The following is an 18,252-nucleotide window of genomic DNA, read 5'->3' on the forward strand; positions in this document are numbered from 1 at the left end:
AAGGAGAATTATGAAGTCGGTTTCAATAGTGGGGTTAGGTTGGCTTGGCTTACCTTTAGCTCGCCATTTGAAAAATTTAGGTTGGGAAGTCAAAGGAAGTAAACGAACACATGAAGGCGCGGAGCAAATGCGGCTTATGCGCTTTGAAGCCTACCCACTTGAGCTTACCCCTGAAATTAATGCCGATCCTGATGATTTGACGATGCTACTTTCCGTAGATTCGTTAGTGATCAATATCCCACCTAGTCAGTATTTTTTTAACCCTCAGCACTATGTGCAGGGAATTCAAAACCTCGTCAATGAAGCCTTGTTACAAGGGGTCAGTCATCTGGTTTTTATTAGTTCCACTTCTGTATTCCCTGAGGTATCTGGACAATTTGACGAATCTTGTCTACCTCAACCTAATACAGACATCGCAAAAGCATTAGTGGAGGTGGAGCAATGGCTATTTCAGCTAGAAAATATTGATTGCGATATTATTCGCTTTGGTGGGTTGGTTGGGGATGATCGTCATCCTGTTTATTCCCTTTCAGGAAAAACGATGAAATCAGGTCATTCTCCTGTGAATTTAGTGCATTTTGATGACTGTGCAAGAGCTATTCAGTTATTGCTTGAAACACCCAGTCATCAGCGCCTGTATCATGTTGTTGCTCCCGCACATCCGAGTAAAGCGGAATATTATTCCAAGATGGCGGAAAAATTAGGTGTTGAAGCACCGCATTTCATCTGTTCTGAAACTGATCCTATCCGTATTATTCTTTCAAATAAAATTTGTCAGGAAATTGATTTTGTTTACCAATATCCTGATCCTTATTTAATGTTACCAAATAAGGAAAACTGTGGTGGACTTTCAGAAGAGTTTTTGAAATAATAAAGTGATTATTTAATCACTTTTTTTGCGTAATTATTTAATTTAAGGTTTTATATGTCAAACACAATTTTACAACAGCTTCCTAAAGGTCAAAAAGTCGGTATCGCATTTTCAGGTGGTTTAGACACCAGCGCAGCATTATTATGGATGCGTCAGAAAGGTGCAGTACCTTATGCGTATACAGCAAATTTAGGTCAACCTGATGAGGAAGATTATAATGCGATTCCACGGAAAGCGATGGAGTACGGTGCAGAAAATGCGCGTTTAATCGATTGTCGTGCGCAACTTGCTCATGAGGGGATTGCTGCAATTCAAAGTGGTGCGTTCCACATTTCAACGGGCGGTATTGCGTATTTTAACACTACGCCATTGGGCCGTGCGGTAACAGGTACAATGCTTGTTTCTGCAATGCGTGAAGATGATGTGAACATTTGGGGTGACGGTAGTACTTTCAAAGGTAACGATATTGAGCGTTTCTACCGCTATGGTTTATTAACTAACCCAAATCTTAAAATTTATAAACCTTGGTTAGACAACCAATTTATTGAAGAATTGGGTGGTCGTCATGAAATGTCTCAATTCTTAATTGCCAATGGCTTTGAATATAAAATGTCCGTTGAGAAAGCCTATTCAACGGATTCAAATATGCTTGGTGCAACCCATGAAGCAAAAGATCTAGAGCTATTAAGTCGTGGTATGAGAATCGTACAACCTATTATGGGCGTAGCATTCTGGCGTGATGATGTTGACGTAAAAGCGGAAGAAGTGACTGTGCGTTTTGAAGAAGGGGTTCCTGTTGCATTAAACGGTAAAACTTTCAGTGATCACGTTGAATTGTTCCTTGAAGCAAACCGCATTGGTGGTCGCCACGGTTTAGGGATGTCAGATCAAATTGAAAACCGCATTATTGAAGCAAAATCTCGTGGTATTTATGAAGCACCAGGAATGGCATTATTACATATCGCATATGAGCGTTTAGTCAGTGCAATTCATAACGAAGATACTATCGAACAATACCGCATTAACGGTTTACGTTTAGGTCGCTTGCTATATCAAGGTCGTTGGTTTGATCCACAGGCATTGATGCTACGTGAAACAGCACAACGTTGGGTCGCACGTGCAGTAACGGGGGAAGTGACATTAGAACTCCGTCGTGGTAATGATTATACGATTTTAAATACTTCATCAGCGAATAGTACGTATCACCCAGAACGTTTAAGTATGGAAAAAGTGGAAAATGCACCATTTAGCCCAGCAGATCGTATTGGTCAGTTAACGATGCGTAACTTAGATATTGTGGATACGCGAGATAAGCTCGGTATTTATACACAAACAGGTTTATTAAGCATTTCGAAAGAATCTTTCTTACCTCAATTAAACAATAAGAAAGATTAAGCCTAACGAGAATTGAAATAGCCGCACGTTTATTGTGATTTCACATTGAAAGTGCGGCTATTTTTTATTAGAATGCGCGCTTATTTTCCTTTCTAAGCGATTTGTGGGGATTCTCATGTCGACAGTGTTCTCCTTTCCAACATTTTCACAGATGTATCCAAGTGAAAAACGTCCTTTAAAGCGCCTGCGTGAATTTTTACGTTATTCGGCGAGAGTAATATGGTGTCACAAACAATGTCATGATTTAGGGCATTTTCTAAATGAACATCCTCACTGGGCCCAACTTTTTAATCAACATTTATACCGTGTGAATACATTATTATGTGTGTATTGTGATAAGCGCTTTGATGCCCAACAACGTCTTGACGCAATCATCCAGAACTTTAGTTTAGCTCAAGAAAAATGGGGGCTTCCATTTTGCCAACAATTGATTGCGCAAAAATCACTTGTTCTATCCATGTTAACGGAACAGCTTTCATTGAATCTCAATATTAATGATATTGATCCATTGGAAGGGTTTTTCTCTTTAAATATCCAAGACAGTGCTTCTGGAAAGAGTTTGTATGATGCTTCTTTTACCTTTCTCGCGCCAAATCGATTATTGATCGCATCGATGCAAGGACCGAAAGGTGAAGAGGCTCAGGAATTAGTACGTGTGGCAACTAAACAATTACATGGGGCACGTCCGATGTTTATGTTAGTGAATGCCTTTAAACTGCTAGCGGATACGCTAAATTGCGAATTAGATGGGATTCCACATAAACAGCAAGCCAAATACCGCTGGAATGACTCGGCACGTTTATTGTTTAATTATGATCAATTTTGGCAGGAAAATAATGGACGCTTAGTCGAACAGTATTGGCAATTGCCTACAGAAATCGAACGTAAACCATTAGAAGAGGTTCAAAGTAAAAAACGTTCAATGTATCGAAAACGTTATGAAATGTTTGATGGATTGAAGTATGACATTGCTTCACTCAATCAACGCTCATGATTGAAGAGGCATAATATTGTTATAACGGCAACTCAGTGGAGTTTTTAACTGTTTTCAGGGCAATTTCAGATTTAATATTTTTTATCCCAATTTCTTTGGTCAGATAGCGCATTTTGAGCGCATGGAACTCGTCTAGATCGGAGACAAAGACTTTCAAAATGAAGTCATAATCGCCTGCCATTAAATGACATTCAGCAATTTGTGGCAGGGACTTCATTTCAAACATAAAACGTTCCCGTATTTTTAAATCCTCCTCAAAAAAAGAGCCCAAGACATAAATCACTAGGCTACAATTGAGTTTTTGGGGATTAAGTAACGCAACATAATTATCAATTACACCACTTTCCTCAAGGATATTCACTCGACGTAGACAAGCAGAATTGGATAATCCTACTTCTTTAGCAAGTTCATTATTTTGTAGGCGACCATTGCGTTGTAGCGCCCTTAAAATTCGAGTATCAATGTTATCAAAAACTTTATTTTTAGGCATAATCCAACCTTTATATTGCATCCACTTGTGCGCTTTTAGTATAGCAAGGCTGTCATCTAAAATCTGTGATCGATGACAGCCTTTGAAAAATAAATCTATCAGACACTATAGAGTGAAACTTGGATGACCAATAGAATTGAGGCGATAACTAATAGACAACCAATCATCGGTAGAACAAATCTAACCCATTTGTTGAATGGAATGTTCAACATTTGTAAGGTAACCAATACTAATCCTGTTGGTGCTAAGAAGAGCATTGCATATTGTCCCCAGTTATACGCGGAAACCACAATGTGTCTTGGAATACCCACTGTATCTGCAAGTGGTGCCATAATCGGCATCGCGAGCACCGCTAAACCTGATGAAGATGGAACGATGAGACCTAAGAAAATGAAGATGACTAACTGAGCAAGAATAAATACACTACCAGGTACACCAGAAGCTAACTCAGAAGCATAGGCAAGAATGGTATCAGAAATCATTCCTTGTTCTAGAACGAGGTTAACACCACGAGCCAAACCAATAATTAATGATACACCGACTAATTCAGAAGCACCTGCAGTAAACGCATTGACGATTTCTTTTTCAGTAAGTTTAGATATCAGCATGATGAAGATTGTAATGGCAAGGAAAGACGCCGCCATTTCAGGGAACCACCAACCGCCGAACATTACCCCCCATACCATGAGGAAGAAGGAGATACAGAATAGCACTAAGATAACTTTACGTCTTGTGGTGAATTCTTGTATTGCGTTGGTATCGATATTTTTCATGTATTTATCTAAAAACTCTTCTCTATCCTCATAAACATAGGAGGCTTTTGGATCGGCTTTGATTTTTTTACAATACCAATACAAGTAAAGCACTACGCACATGAAGCCTGCAACTAACCCACCAAAACGCCATGCAATCCCTTCGGTGAATGGAATACCTGCGGCATTTGAAGCGATAACAACAGAGAAAGGGTTAATGGTTGAGAAGGCTGTCCCCATGGATGCGGCAAGGAAGATAGCACCGACACACACGATCGCATCATAGCCTAAGGCAACAAACACTGGGACCAAAATCGGATAGAAGGCCACCGCTTCTTCTTCGATACCACAGGTTGTACCCCCTACCATCATTAAGAAAGACACAGCAAAGACAATGAGGAATTCATTTCCTTTTGTTCGATTCGCAAGTGCACCTAGACCAGCATTAAACGAGCCTGTTTTATTGATGACACCAATCATCCCACCTAGCACAAAGATGAAGACCATCACATCCGCCGCTTCAATCGTACCATGAACCATACTGGTTGTGATATCTTGCAAGCCTTTCGGATTTTGTTCTACACGTTGATAAGTGCCTGGAATGGCAATTGGTTTTTTAATTGTGCCTTCAAGGAAATTAGATAATTCAATTTTTATATTTAAGTTATCTAATGATTCTTTTGTGGCAGGAAGAATTTGATCGGGTTGTTGATAAGTCTTAACAACGAATACATTATCAGCTGAATTATAGGTTAATTTGGAATAGGAACCGGCTGGAACGAGCCAAGTCAGACCGACAGCTATAATCAATATGATGAATAAAATTGAAAACGCTGAGGGAAAGTTAAATGTTTTTTTGTTTGGGTTTCCCATAATATACTCCTTTATTTACAGCTACTTTTATCGGAATACGCTTTATTGACCACCTAAAGCGTATTCCATTTGATTACCTTAATAGTAGGTAATGTCAGTTGCTTTTGTTGTAATGCGAGTACCAGCTTTGCCTTTGACAATATCTACAATATCGGACAGAGAACCAATGACGGCATCTTTACCCGTATTTTTAACAAAGTTGACTGCAGCTTGGACTTTTGGTCCCATTGAACCAGAAGCAAAACCAATTTTTTCAATGGCTTCAGGTGGTGCAGTGGCAATGGCTTTTTGCGTTTCTTTGCCCCAGTCTAAGAAGACTGCAGACACGTCTGTCGCAATAATGAAAAGGTCAGAGTCAAGATTTTCTGCCAATAATGCTGAACAGAGATCTTTATCTATTACCGCTTCTACACCACAGAGATTATTTTGTTCATCATAGTATGTTGGAATACCGCCACCACCTGCGCAGATCACAATACTACCTTTTTCAAGTAACCATTTTACTGGACGAATTTCAAAAATACGTTTTGGTAATGGGCTTGGCACTACGCGACGATATTTATCTCCATCTTGGGCAATTGACCATCCTTTTTCTGCGGCTAATTTTTCTGCTTCTTCCTTGCTGTAAACTGGACCAATTGGTTTAGTTGGATTTTTGAAGGCTGGGTCATTTTTATCTACTTCAACTTGTGAAAGTAGAGTTGCAAACGGCACTTCAAAAGGCACTAAGTTACCTAATTCTTGTTGAATCATATAACCAATCATCCCAACGGATTCAGCGCCTAATACATCTAAAGGATAAGTTGGAACATCTTTATAGGCAGCGCCTTGTAATGCTAATAATCCAACTTGTGGTCCATTACCATGGGCGATCACTAATTCATTGTTTGGCCAAATTTTTGCGATTTGTTCACAAGCAATGCGCACATTTTGGCGTTGGTTTTCAGCGGTAAGTGGTTCACCACGACGAAGAAGTGCGTTACCACCTAATGCAATAACAATTCTCATCATAGCCTCCTAATAATTAGATTAAGCTAGAATAAAGTACGGCTTTAATCGTATGCATACGGTTTTCTGCTTGTTCAAAAGCCACATTCATTGGTGACTCAAAGACATCTTCAGTCACTTCAATACCGTTTGCGAGTTCTGGATATTTTTCAGCAATTTGGCGACCTACTTTGGTTTCACTGTTGTGGAACGCTGGTAAGCAGTGCATAAATTTCACTTTTGGATTGCCTGTGCGTTTCATTAATTCAGGGGTTACTTGGTAAGGTAACAATAATTTGATACGCTCACCCCAGCTTTCAAGCGGTTCACCCATTGATACCCAGACGTCAGTATGAACGAAGTCAACATCTTTCACAGCTTTATCAATATCATCAGTCACGGTGATTCTTGCACCACTTTCTTTTGCGAATTTTTGGCACATTTCAACAAGTTCTGCATCTGGTAATAATGCTTTAGGACCACAAATACGTACGTCCATACCCAATTTTGCACCAATTAATAAGAGTGAGTTACCCATATTGTTGCGAGCATCACCAATGTAAACATATTTGATTTGAGTTAATGGTTTGTCGCAGTTTTCAATCATTGTTAACACGTCTGCTAACATTTGAGTTGGGTGGAATTCATCGGTTAAACCGTTGAATACTGGTACGCCAGCATATTCAGCCAATTCATCAACAATAGATTGTTTGAAACCACGATATTCAATAGCATCGTACATACGGCCAAGCACACGAGCGGTGTCTTTCATACTTTCTTTATGACCGATTTGTGAAGAGGTTGGGTCGATATAGGTAACGTTTGCGCCTTGGTCATAAGCGGCAACTTCAAACGCACAACGTGTACGAGTAGAGGTTTTTTCAAAGATGAGAGCGATGTTTTTTCCTTTTAATTTTTGTTGTTCTGTTCCCGCATATTTTGCACGTTTTAAATCACGGGATAAGTCTAGCAAATATTTGATTTCACGTTCAGTGTGATTGACTAAACTCAACAAATGTCTGTTTTTAAGATTAAAAGCCATAATACTTCTCCTTGTTTTGAACCTAATGAGTGTTTGGAAAGACGACATAAGCATTCACTTATGCCTTGATATACAACAGCTTACGTATGGTTGCTATTATAAGTAACGGAGTTTAGCATATGGTGCGTAATTTGGAATTTGAATGTAAATTTTTCGAATAAAATTCGAAAAAAGAAAGAATTTTTGCAATTGAAACAGAAAGAATGAGAGGTTTGTTAATTTGGACCGCACTTTACTTGATTTAAAGTACGGTCTTGTTGATTAGGGTTTTAGTGTGGCTTGAAAGCGAGCTGAAGACTGCAAGATTTTTTCAGCAAGTCGATCAATTTTGTCTTTCTGTGAAAGTTGTGCTAACTGTTGATAAAGATAGATACCATCAGGGCTATTGGTTTGCCAGAAACTTTGTTCAATCAGACTGGCAACAGATAATAGTGAATCAAATTGCTGTTTGATTTGAGTCTGTTTTTCACCCACTTTTTTCTCGAGCAAAGCGCTATCTACGCCTTCTCGTCTCATTTGGTCAAGAATATGATAGGTTTGTTGGGTTAATTCCTCAACGCGCTCGGGAGCGCAGCTAAACTCGATTTTACCTTCTATATAATGTTGTTCTTTTTCTTGCCCGAACCAACTATTTACCGCATAAATACCAGAAGCTTGTTCTCGTAACGCGACACGCAGTTTTTCTTGTATCACATCGCCTAATAAATCCAATTGATATTGGAGTTCAGGTTGCCATGGATTTGGAGAAGTAAGGTAAATTTCTACTTCTGCACGCGGCTCACTTAAGCCATGCATGACAAGTGGCTTTTGAGGAATATGAGGTGAAACAGGATAAGCTGGTCTAACTTGAGTATGAACAGGAACAGAAGCAAGATAGTTACGAGCGAGTTTTTCTACGTCTTGTTGACGAATGTCACCAATAATGAAGTAGGTAAAGTCAGTTTTGCCTAATATTGCTTGCTGATAGTAATCTGTGAGTTGTTTCGCTGAAAAAGAGAGCAGTGTTGTAGGATCCGCACTATAGACGGTTTCAATATTGGGATAACGCCATTGGTTGATTTTTTGCATAAATGCGGTTTCTTGATCAATATGACGAAAATATTCTTGTGTTTCTTTTTTGTAGCGTGCGAGCGCGGAGTCTGAAACTGCCGTTCCTTGTAATTTCAAGCGAAAGAGTGTTAACAAATCCGCAAGTTGATGTGTTTTTCCTACAGCGGTGAACCCTTGCTTATAGTCATCAACAAGGGTGGCTAAAGCAATTGGACTTTGGCTAAATAATTGATTGATATCTGATAAGCTAAGAGCGCCGATACCTGAATCATCGGTTAATGTCACTGCACTTTTGAACAAATGGTAGTCTTTGGGCGGAACCGTACGCAATCCCCCCGTCGTCATCGCTTTGAAATAGACTTGATTAGGGGTTTTATCACTATAATGGTAAATTAATTTACTACCATTTGATAATCGGTATTCAGTAATATCACCTTTTGACCAATATCGCTGTTTCGTGATTTCACCACTAGCAATGTGCATTGTTGGCATCTGTGCGTGTTGTTTCTCGAGTGTCCAACTACGTTGTGGCGTCGTAATCGTTTGTTGCCACATGTTCTCCACTTCTTTTAATTTAAGAGGAAGAGGCGGGGCGGGATAGGGTTGAGTAATTAATAACAATTTGGCATTAATGTTTAATAATTGTGCAAATTGATCTTGAATATCCTGCTGTGTGATTTCCTTTAAAAAGCGCTGATTCAAACGATAACGATCTTCTTGGCTCAATACAGTTTGATTATTCGCCGCCGCTACGATTAACTCGTCAGCGATTTTGAGACTACCTGATTTTATATTGCGTTGTTTTTCGTTCAATTGGACTAGACGATCAATTTCTTGTTGAAATTCTTGTACTGAAAAACCATGTTGTTGAATTTCAGCAATGAATTCAAAGAGAGATTGCGTGACACGTTGATAGTTTGTATCAAACAGTTGCAGTAAAAAAATATTTTGTATCGTTTCTTTGCCTAAATGCGTCCGATAAAAGTTAGCTGATTCAATCTGTTGTTTGTCGACCTGTTCCCATTTTTGTAGACGGAGATTGATTAATCTCATCAAAATTTGCTGAATCAAGTCTTGTTTATATGAGGTCAGTGTATTTTTTTCGTGAAATGTTTCAAAAAAACTGAGCTCAAGAGTGGGGATGTGTGTGCCTTTTTCTGAAACGCTAGCAAGTCGCCATTGGTTCACTAACGGGATAGAAAAATCAATTTTTTGTAATGGTGTCGAACTAATTGGATTCGCTGTGTTCAACTGTGTTTTTAATAATGTTGTGATCTGTTTTGGCTGAATATCCCCTACGATAATCACTGACATATTATCTGGGCGATACCATTTATGATAAAAATCGGCAACACGTTGTCTGGAAGTTGTGCGAATAATATTCATATCACCAATTGGATCGCGTAGCACATAACGAGAACCAGCCATTTCTACCGCACTTTTTTTGTCACCTAAACGCAACATAGGGCTTAAACGGCGGCGCCATTCTTCTTGGACAATCCCACGTTCATTGTCTAAATCTTGTTGTAAAATCGTTAAATGATGCATCCACTCGTTTAATACATCAAATGCTAAACGCAAGCTTTCTGGATCATTTTTATCTAAATTGAGGGTATAAACGGTATTTTCGAAGTCTGTGAAGGCATTGATATCGCGCGCGAATTTCATGCCTAATTTTTCTAACGCGGCAATAATTTGATTTTCAGGAAATTTTTTCGACCCATTAAATGCCATGTGCTCAACTAAATGTGCAATGCCTTTTTGATCATCATCTTCATGCATGGAGCCAGCATTAACTACTAAGCGAATATAGACTCGATTAGCAGGGTCAGTGTTTTGCACAACATAATAAGTCAAACCACTTTCTAGTTTCCCATGTTGAATATGAGGATCAAAGGGAAGTCGTTCAGCGTGAGTTGGTGTAGTTGAATGACAAGAAAACAAAAAGAACAGGGCAGCAAAAAGTGCGGTGAGTTTTTTCATTATTTTTACCTAAGCAACAGAAAATAAAATCTACGTATTATAGAAATAATACGTAGATTACATGTTGAATAAAACAAGCTAAATTAAAACTGGCATTAAAACTCGTAGCCTAGCTCGAGCCAAAATTCACGCCCAGGGGTGTAGATACCCAAATCTTGTCCATTAGAACCAGCACCTTTACGTGTTTTGTTTAACACATTCAGTACATCTAGCTTGATATAAGGACGATGTTTTTCCGCCACAGTGGGTTGCCAGCGGAAGCTTGTATCCCATTGTGTATGTGTACCATAATTATAGCTACGATAAGCTTCGGGCGTTCCACCAATATATTCTGTTAACGTTGTTGGAGCCTTGACATAAAGCGTATTTGCCCAAGTAAAATCAAGGGTTGGGACAAACATATCAATGCTTAAACGCGCGCCCCAATCTTCTTTATAAGCATTCACTTTCTTCAACATTTGTTCATAGGTCATTAACTTGCCATCTAAGATAACAAGTGATGAGGCATCATAACCTCGACCATAATCGATGGCTTTGGTATCTAGCCAATCAAAAGCAAATGAGGTGTGCCAACGAGTAAGCCCCAATTCCCATGCATCAAGCGGGGTCACTTGTAAAGTGAGTACATTGGCTTTGTAATCTTTGCCGCGTTGGTAAAATCTGACTTTTTGCATTTCACCTTGTGCATCTACTATTTCTTTTTCTTGTAAAACAATGCGTTGTTTATTATTACGTAAAATATATTTTAGATTTACCGTGAAAGGTGAAAGCGTTTGTTCTATCCCAAAACTCAATTCATCAGAGTGAGGGGTTTTAAACGAACGAGTATCTTTGTATCGGAAAGTGTCATGCCCATCCAGTTTAAATATACCCTCAGATAATTTCATTGAAGCAAAGGAACGACCATAGTAACGGTTCCAACCTACGCTCAGAGCGGTTGATTCAAAAGGTTTATAACGTAATACGGTTCTTGGCGCAATATTGGTGTTTTTTAAATAATCATCTCGCTCAACACGTAGACCCGCACGAAATTCTAGATTTTTCCACGTTATTAAATCTTCTGCATAGAATGCTAGATTTTGATAGTGCGTTTTCACCGTGCCTTTTCTGGCAACATTGCTGGATTTGTTTTCGAATATATCATTTTTGCCGTCGCCATCTGAATCCACACCCAGATCAATTTGAGTGATAATTTCCCCTAAGGCATCAGCATCACGGTTAAAACGGTATGCTGTATGTTGAAAAATCCCTCCTAAAGATACGGAATGGTTAAGTGCACCTGTATCAAATGGATTGATGGCATATTCAAGGGAGAAATGAGTGTTTTTTTGATTTAATTGGCTGTTCCCCATACTACCCAACGTGTATTCATTGTCATCAACAATGATCGTTTTCATATGTGTAGAAGGCGCTGTTCTTTTGTCTTTAAAGTGATCGTAAGCCAAGGTTGAGGTTAACACGCCAGATTGAAGGGCATTAACCCAAGAAAGTGTGGCACCATAAGCACTGTGGTAGTCATACACATTACTGTCAATATTGGTGGCATAAAATTTTCGCTCACGATAATCAGAATAACGTAAACCCAATTCAAAGCGGTGTTGATCGTTAGGCGTTAAATTAAAATTGAGTAACGCATTATCAGAACGGCGAGAGTGAGTTTGATTATCGCGATCACCTTGTGGATTAATTTGGCGCGATTGCTGGATATCCGATGCTCTACGACTGAAACCAATCACGGCACCTAAATTTTCACCCAATCCCTTTTCAGCCATGATATTCACGAAATGTTTATCATATTTAGGTTGAAATTCAGCAATTGAACCTTCAGGAACCGCTTTTTTAAAACGCTCCACATCTTTTTCTTCAACATTGAATTTTGCCCAAGACGAGTCAGTTGTCCGATAACTGAGCTTAATGCGATCTTTGCCATCATATTGTTTCGTTTTTGCTACAACGGCTCCGCCAGAGAACCCGCCTAAACTGGCTGAGATATTGCTATCATGAACGACAATCGATGAGAGGAGATTCGCATCAAAAAAATAGGCTTGTGAATGGTTGGCGAGTGGAACCGTTGCCATGGTGCCATCAAAAAGGTCACTGCCCAATCCCATATCATTGTTAACATTCACGTTATCAACGAAAAATGTAGTTTGATTATAATCTGCACCATTAATTGAAATATTGTCGGGTTTGATTTCGCCACGCTGGAAACTATTTTGGTCGCTGTATTCATAGCGTACATGTGGATTAGAACGTAAATAATCCGTCATATTGCCATTCGTGACAGGCGCTTTTTTGATGTCATCTTGGGTCACACTTTGTGTGGATGACATGGATTGGTTCTGATCTCCATATACAACGATTTCAGTTAACATATTTTTTTCTTTCGTTTGCGCGTTTTCGACAGCCTCTGCATAAACAGGTGTGACAGCAGTACAAACTAATATTGCGATGAGTTTTTTTCTAAAAGTATGTTGAGCATCCATTTCTTTTCTCTCTTTTGTTGATAATGGTTATCAATTTTATTTTTATTTTGATTTTTTTGCAAAGGAAAATGTGTATAAAAATACGACAAACTAAATAAAACAGGATTACGGACTGAATTTTTAAATCAACAAGCTACTTTTATCGTTCACATATGAAAATATTTCTCTACTTTTTATCGATTGTGCTATTCTTTAGCCCAATTTCTGACGAGAAAAAAGTAGGCAACATGAAAAAGAATATTGTGATTACTGTTGATGGACCAAGTGGCGCAGGTAAAGGGACGCTATGTTATGCTTTAGCTGAAGAGTTGGGGTTCGCTTTATTAGATAGCGGGGCAATTTATCGCGTCACTGCGCTAGCCGCATTAAAACAAGGCGTGGCGTTAGAGAATGAAAATGCCCTAGCTTGCCTTGCTAGCCAATTAGAGATTCAATTTTTACCACAAGATAGCGAAGTGAAAATTTTCTTGAACGGTGAGGATGTGAGTCAGCAGATTCGGACACAAGAAGTCGCCGAAGCCGCATCCAAAATTGCTGTTTTTTCTGAAGTTCGAGCCGCACTTTTACAGCTTCAGCAAGATTTTGCAACTGAAAAGGGCTTAATTGCGGATGGGCGTGATATGGGGACTGTTGTTTTTCCAGCGGCACAAGTTAAGCTGTTTTTAGATGCAAGCGCAGAAGAAAGAGCAAAAAGACGCTATAAACAGTTGCAAAATAAGGGAATTAGTGGTAACTTTGACCAGATTTTAGCCGAGATAAAAGCACGTGATGATCGAGATAGAAATCGAGCCGTTGCGCCGCTTAAGCCCGCGGATGATGCATTGTTGTTGGATAGCACAACATTAACGATTGATGAAGTCATTCAACAAGCGCTGCACCATATTCGTCATCGTCTTGGACTCAAGGCTTAAATCGTTGTTAACCGTTTATTCAAGGAAGAATAGACTTTTATCCTCAACCCCACATTCAATGGATTTTGAAGTGGACGTTATTAAATTTAAAATTGAAGATTAATTATGACTGAATCTTTTGCTCAACTATTTGAAGAATCATTAAAAGAACTTGAAACCCGTCAAGGTTCTATCGTTAGCGGTACTGTTGTTGCTATTCAAAAAGGCTTTGTGCTTGTTGACGCTGGTTTAAAATCTGAATCAGCTATCCCTGTTGAAGAATTCTTAAACGCACAAGGCGAATTAGACGTTCAAGTTGGTGATGTTGTGAATGTTGCGTTAGACGCTGTTGAAGATGGTTTTGGTGAAACCAAACTTTCTCGTGAAAAAGCAGTTCGTCACGAATCTTGGATTGAATTAGAAAAAGCATACGAAGAACAGGCAACTGTTATCGGTTTAATCAACGGTAAAGTGAAAGGTGGTTTCACAGTTGAGTTAAACGGTGTTCGTGCATTCTTACCAGGTTCATTAGTTGATACTCGCCCAGTTCGCGAAACATTACACTTAGAAGGTAAAGAATTAGAGTTCAAAGTTATCAAACTTGACCAAAAACGTAACAACGTTGTTGTTTCTCGTCGTGCTGTAATCGAATCAGAAAATAGCCAAGAGCGTGAACAAATTCTTGAGAACTTACAAGAAGGTTCTGAAGTTAAAGGTATCGTTAAGAACTTAACTGACTACGGTGCATTCGTAGATTTAGGCGGTGTTGACGGTTTATTACATATCACAGATATGGCTTGGAAACGTGTTAAACACCCAAGCGAAATCGTGAATGTTGGTGATGAAATCACAGTTAAAGTATTAAAATTTGATAAAGATCGCACACGTGTATCTTTAGGCTTAAAACAATTAGGTCAAGATCCTTGGGTTGCAATCGCTGAAAACCACCCAGTCAACAGCAAATTAACTGGTAAAGTGACTAACTTAACAGATTATGGTTGTTTTGTTGAAATTTTAGATGGTGTTGAAGGTTTAGTTCACGTTTCTGAAATGGATTGGACAAACAAAAACATTCACCCTTCTAAAGTGGTTAGCTTAGGTGATGTTGTTGAAGTGATGGTATTAGAAATCGATGAAGAACGTCGTCGTATTTCTTTAGGTTTAAAACAATGCAAACCTAACCCATGGTTACAATTCGCTGAAACTCACAACAAAGGTGACAAAGTTGAAGGTAAAATCAAATCAATCACTGATTTCGGTATCTTCATCGGTCTTGAAGGTGGTATCGACGGTTTAGTTCACTTATCTGACATTTCTTGGAATGTATCAGGTGAAGAAGCAGTTCGTAACTACAAAAAAGGTGACGAAGTTGCAGCAGTCGTATTACAAGTTGATGCAGTGAAAGAACGTATTTCTTTAGGTATCAAACAACTTGAAGAAGATCCATTCAACAACTTCGTAGCAGTCAACAAAAAAGGTGCTGTATTAAGCGCTAAAGTGGTTGAAGCTGATGCGAAAGGTGCCAAAGTTGAATTAGACGGTGGTGTTGAAGGTTACATCCGTGCAGCTGACTTAACTAACGAAGTGAATGCTGGTGATGTAGTTGAAGCGAAATACACTGGTGTGGATCGTAAAGCGCGTATCGTTCACTTATCAGTACGTGCAAAAGACCAAGCTGAAGAAGCGGCTGCAGTTGCAACAGTGAATAACAAACAAGAAGATGTTGCTATTCCAAATGCAATGGCTGAAGCATTTAAAGCTGCTAAAGGTGAATAATTAACATTCCCTTGTAAAAATAAAGCTAGCGTGACTTGAGCACGCTAGCTTAATAAGTTAGGAGAAAATTATGACTAAATCAGAGCTTATTGAGCGTTTAGTTCAAAAACATCATTCAATTGCTGCAAAAGATGTTGAAAATGCAGTAAAAGAAATTTTGGACCAAATGTCATTCGCCTTAGAAAATGGTAAGCGCATTGAAGTGAGAGGATTTGGTAGTTTTTCTTTGCATTATCGTCAACCTCGTTTAGGTCGAAATCCTAAAACGGGTGAACAAGTGAAATTAGACGCAAAATCTGTCCCGCACTTTAAAGCTGGAAAAGAGCTGAGAGAGCGTGTTGATATTTACGCATAATTTCAACTAACTTTATATAACGACACCTTTAAGTGTCGTTTTTTGTATTTATTTTTGGCATAATGAGACGTATCGTTTTTGTCAGGAGATCGTTGATGATTAAATATATTTTAGGATTAGTACTAGTACTTGCAATTGTACTTGTTGCGGTCACGATTGGCGCGAACAATGATCAGATGATTACTTTTAATTATATGGTGGCGCAAAGTGAAATTCGTCTATCAACATTAGTAGCGATTTTATTTGGTTTAGGATTGCTTTTAGGCTGGTTAATCAGTGCGATCTTTTATCTTAAATTAAAGTTGAAAAATATGTCATTAACTCGTCAAATTAAACGCCAAACACTACAAATTAATGAATTAACCACTGCTCGAGATAAGGCTGCTAAATAATGCTCGAGTTGCTCTTCCTACTTTTACCTATTGCAGCGGCTTACGGTTGGTATATGGGACACCGAAGCGCAAAAAAAGATCAGGAAGATATGACAAATAAATTCTCCCGTGATTATGTCACGGGAGTCAATTTTCTTTTATCTAATCAGCCAGAAAAAGCGGTTGATTTATTTCTTGATATTCTACAAAAACAAGAAGCGCAAAATGAAATAGATAGCACTTCACAATTTGAAGCAGAGTTGACTTTAGGTAACCTTTATCGTTCTCGTGGTGAAGTAGATCGTGCTTTGCGGATTCATCAAGCCTTAGATCGCAGTCCTGATTATACATTTGAACAAAAATTACTAGCAAAACAACAACTTGCTAAGGATTTCATGGCAATCGGTTTTTATGACCGGGCTGAAAACCTATATATTATGCTAGTGGATGAGCCTGAATTTGCTGAGAATGCGTTACAACAGCTCGCAATTGTGTATCAAAAAACAAAAGAATGGAAGAAAGCCATTAATGTGGCAGAAAAGCTAGCAAAAATTTCGCCTCAGTCAAATAATATTGAGTTAGCCCAATATTATTGTGAATATGCACAAAGCTTGGCATTGGATAATAAACAGACACAGAAAGATTTGTTACTCTCTGCGTTAAATGTTGCGCCAAATTGTGTTCGCGCGTCTATTTTGTTAGGTGAAGTTTTGCTTAAAGAAAAACGTTATCAGTCTGCTGCGCAAGTACTTGAAAATGTCTTGGAACAGAATCCTGCCTATGTTGGTGAAGTTTTAACTTTGCTACAGACCTGTTATCGAAAGTTAAATCAACTAGAGAATTTTGAATTATTTTTAATTAGAGCGAGTCGTTTGACTAAAAATAGTGCAGTGGAATTAGCATTAGCTGATTTAATTGAAGAAATGGATGGTAAGCCTGCTGCTCAAGCCAAGCTCTATCAGCAATTAAACCAACATCCTACAACATTCTTATTTCATCGTTTTATTCAATATCAAATGGATGATGCAGAAGAAGGACGAGGAAAGGAAAGTCTTGTTTTATTACATAAGATGGTAGGCGAGCGGATTAGACAAAATTTTGATTACCGCTGTACAAATTGTGGTTATCAAACACATAAATTAGTATGGTGTTGCCCATCGTGTAGACATTGGGAAAGCATTAAACCTATAGAAGATTAACAACATAATTAATTGAACACTGAGAGGGAAAATTATGACGAGTAAAATTATTGTCGCATTAGATTACGAAAAAGAAGAAGACGCGTTACGCCTCGTTGATCAAATTGATCCAAGTTTATGTCGCTTGAAAGTGGGTAAAGAAATGTTTACCACATTAGGCACTAAGTTTGTTAAAGAATTACATAAGCGTGATTTTGATGTGTTCTTAGATTTGAAATTCCATGATATTCCGAATACGGTTGCAAGAGCGGTACGTTCTGCAGCAGATTTAGGCGTGTGGATGGTGGACCTGCACGCGAGTGGGGGATTACGTATGATGGAAGAAGCAAAGAAAATTCTTGAGCCTTACGGTAAAGATGCACCTTTATTAATCAGTGTAACTGTATTGACGAGTATGGAAGACTTAGATTTACTTCAAATCGGTATTAATGCCTCACCGATGGAGCAAGTCATCCGTTTAGCGAATTTAACACAACGTGCGGGTTTAGACGGTGTAGTTTGTTCTCCACAAGAAGTAGAGATTTTACGTGCAAACTGCGGTAAAGACTTCAAATTAATTACACCTGGCATTCGCCCGATTGGGAGTGATTTCGGCGATCAACGTCGTGTGATGACTCCTGCTGGCGCAATTCAATCTGGTTCAGATTATCTCGTGATCGGTCGTCCAATTACTCAAGCAGACAATCCTGCTGAGGTGTTAAAAGCAATCAATGCTTCCTTACCTGCGATGTAATGGAT

The 18,252-nt window shown here is 38.8% G+C and carries 15 protein-coding genes; 9 read left to right on the forward strand and 6 right to left on the reverse strand.

What is annotated here, in order from left to right:
• Positions 1–10 precede the first annotated feature (10 nt).
• The 3 genes from ACWIT3_RS05485 to ACWIT3_RS05495 all read left to right on the forward strand — a co-directional run bounded on the left by ACWIT3_RS05485 (position 11) and on the right by ACWIT3_RS05495 (position 3,260).
• On the forward strand, positions 11–871 hold the full coding sequence (locus ACWIT3_RS05485) for an SDR family oxidoreductase (RefSeq protein ID WP_457161779.1): 861 nt from the start codon (positions 11–13) through the stop codon (positions 869–871).
• 54 nt (positions 872–925) lie between these two features.
• Positions 926–2,266 (forward strand): argininosuccinate synthase, encoded by a 1,341-nt coding sequence (argG, locus tag ACWIT3_RS05490; RefSeq protein ID WP_046338709.1) that lies wholly within the window; start codon positions 926–928, stop codon positions 2,264–2,266.
• Between the two features lie 115 nt (positions 2,267–2,381).
• Positions 2,382–3,260: a VirK/YbjX family protein gene (locus ACWIT3_RS05495; RefSeq protein ID WP_457161780.1), complete on the forward strand. Its 879-nt coding sequence runs from the start codon at positions 2,382–2,384 to the stop codon at positions 3,258–3,260.
• Positions 3,261–3,279: 19 nt separating this feature from the next.
• On the opposite strand, the gene ACWIT3_RS05500 is transcribed toward ACWIT3_RS05495, so the two are convergent.
• The 6 genes from ACWIT3_RS05500 to ACWIT3_RS05525 form a co-directional block, all read right to left on the reverse strand.
• Positions 3,280–3,750, reverse strand: a complete 471-nt coding sequence (locus ACWIT3_RS05500) for an Lrp/AsnC family transcriptional regulator (protein WP_457161781.1) — start codon at positions 3,748–3,750, stop codon at positions 3,280–3,282.
• 98 nt (positions 3,751–3,848) lie between these two features.
• Complete coding sequence (locus tag ACWIT3_RS05505; RefSeq protein ID WP_457161782.1) at positions 3,849–5,375, reverse strand: YfcC family protein; 1,527 nt, start codon at positions 5,373–5,375, stop codon at positions 3,849–3,851.
• Positions 5,376–5,453: 78 nt separating this feature from the next.
• On the reverse strand, positions 5,454–6,383 hold the full coding sequence (gene arcC / locus ACWIT3_RS05510) for a carbamate kinase (protein WP_457161863.1): 930 nt from the start codon (positions 6,381–6,383) through the stop codon (positions 5,454–5,456).
• A 16-nt stretch (positions 6,384–6,399) separates the two neighbouring features.
• Positions 6,400–7,404, reverse strand: a complete 1,005-nt coding sequence (locus ACWIT3_RS05515; protein WP_457161783.1) for an ornithine carbamoyltransferase — start codon at positions 7,402–7,404, stop codon at positions 6,400–6,402.
• A 261-nt stretch (positions 7,405–7,665) separates the two neighbouring features.
• Complete coding sequence (locus tag ACWIT3_RS05520; RefSeq protein ID WP_457161784.1) at positions 7,666–10,437, reverse strand: M16 family metallopeptidase; 2,772 nt, start codon at positions 10,435–10,437, stop codon at positions 7,666–7,668.
• 95 nt (positions 10,438–10,532) lie between these two features.
• On the reverse strand, positions 10,533–12,923 hold the full coding sequence (locus ACWIT3_RS05525) for a TonB-dependent receptor plug domain-containing protein (RefSeq protein WP_457161785.1): 2,391 nt from the start codon (positions 12,921–12,923) through the stop codon (positions 10,533–10,535).
• Between the two features lie 227 nt (positions 12,924–13,150).
• Here ACWIT3_RS05525 and cmk point away from each other — a divergent pair, with 227 nt between their 5' ends.
• From cmk to pyrF, 6 genes are all read left to right on the forward strand, one after another.
• Positions 13,151–13,834, forward strand: a complete 684-nt coding sequence (gene cmk / locus ACWIT3_RS05530; RefSeq protein WP_457161786.1) for a (d)CMP kinase — start codon at positions 13,151–13,153, stop codon at positions 13,832–13,834.
• Between the two features lie 105 nt (positions 13,835–13,939).
• Positions 13,940–15,589, forward strand: a complete 1,650-nt coding sequence (rpsA, locus tag ACWIT3_RS05535) for a 30S ribosomal protein S1 (protein ID WP_457161787.1) — start codon at positions 13,940–13,942, stop codon at positions 15,587–15,589.
• 70 nt (positions 15,590–15,659) lie between these two features.
• Positions 15,660–15,944, forward strand: coding sequence for an integration host factor subunit beta (locus ACWIT3_RS05540; RefSeq protein ID WP_046338700.1), 285 nt, complete (start codon positions 15,660–15,662; stop codon positions 15,942–15,944).
• A gap of 95 nt (positions 15,945–16,039) precedes the next feature.
• Positions 16,040–16,336, forward strand: coding sequence for a LapA family protein (locus tag ACWIT3_RS05545; RefSeq protein WP_046338699.1), 297 nt, complete (start codon positions 16,040–16,042; stop codon positions 16,334–16,336).
• Positions 16,336–17,514 carry a lipopolysaccharide assembly protein LapB gene (gene lapB / locus ACWIT3_RS05550; RefSeq protein ID WP_457161788.1) on the forward strand — a complete coding sequence of 393 codons (1,179 nt, stop codon included), beginning with the start codon at positions 16,336–16,338 and terminating at the stop codon, positions 17,512–17,514. Before ACWIT3_RS05545 ends, lapB begins: the two co-directional genes overlap by 1 nt.
• Before the next feature lie 34 nt (positions 17,515–17,548).
• Positions 17,549–18,247 carry an orotidine-5'-phosphate decarboxylase gene (gene pyrF / locus ACWIT3_RS05555; RefSeq protein WP_457161789.1) on the forward strand — a complete coding sequence of 233 codons (699 nt, stop codon included), beginning with the start codon at positions 17,549–17,551 and terminating at the stop codon, positions 18,245–18,247.
• Positions 18,248–18,252 lie beyond the last annotated feature (5 nt).

It is taken from the genome of Pasteurella sp. P03HT (genome assembly GCF_054052285.1).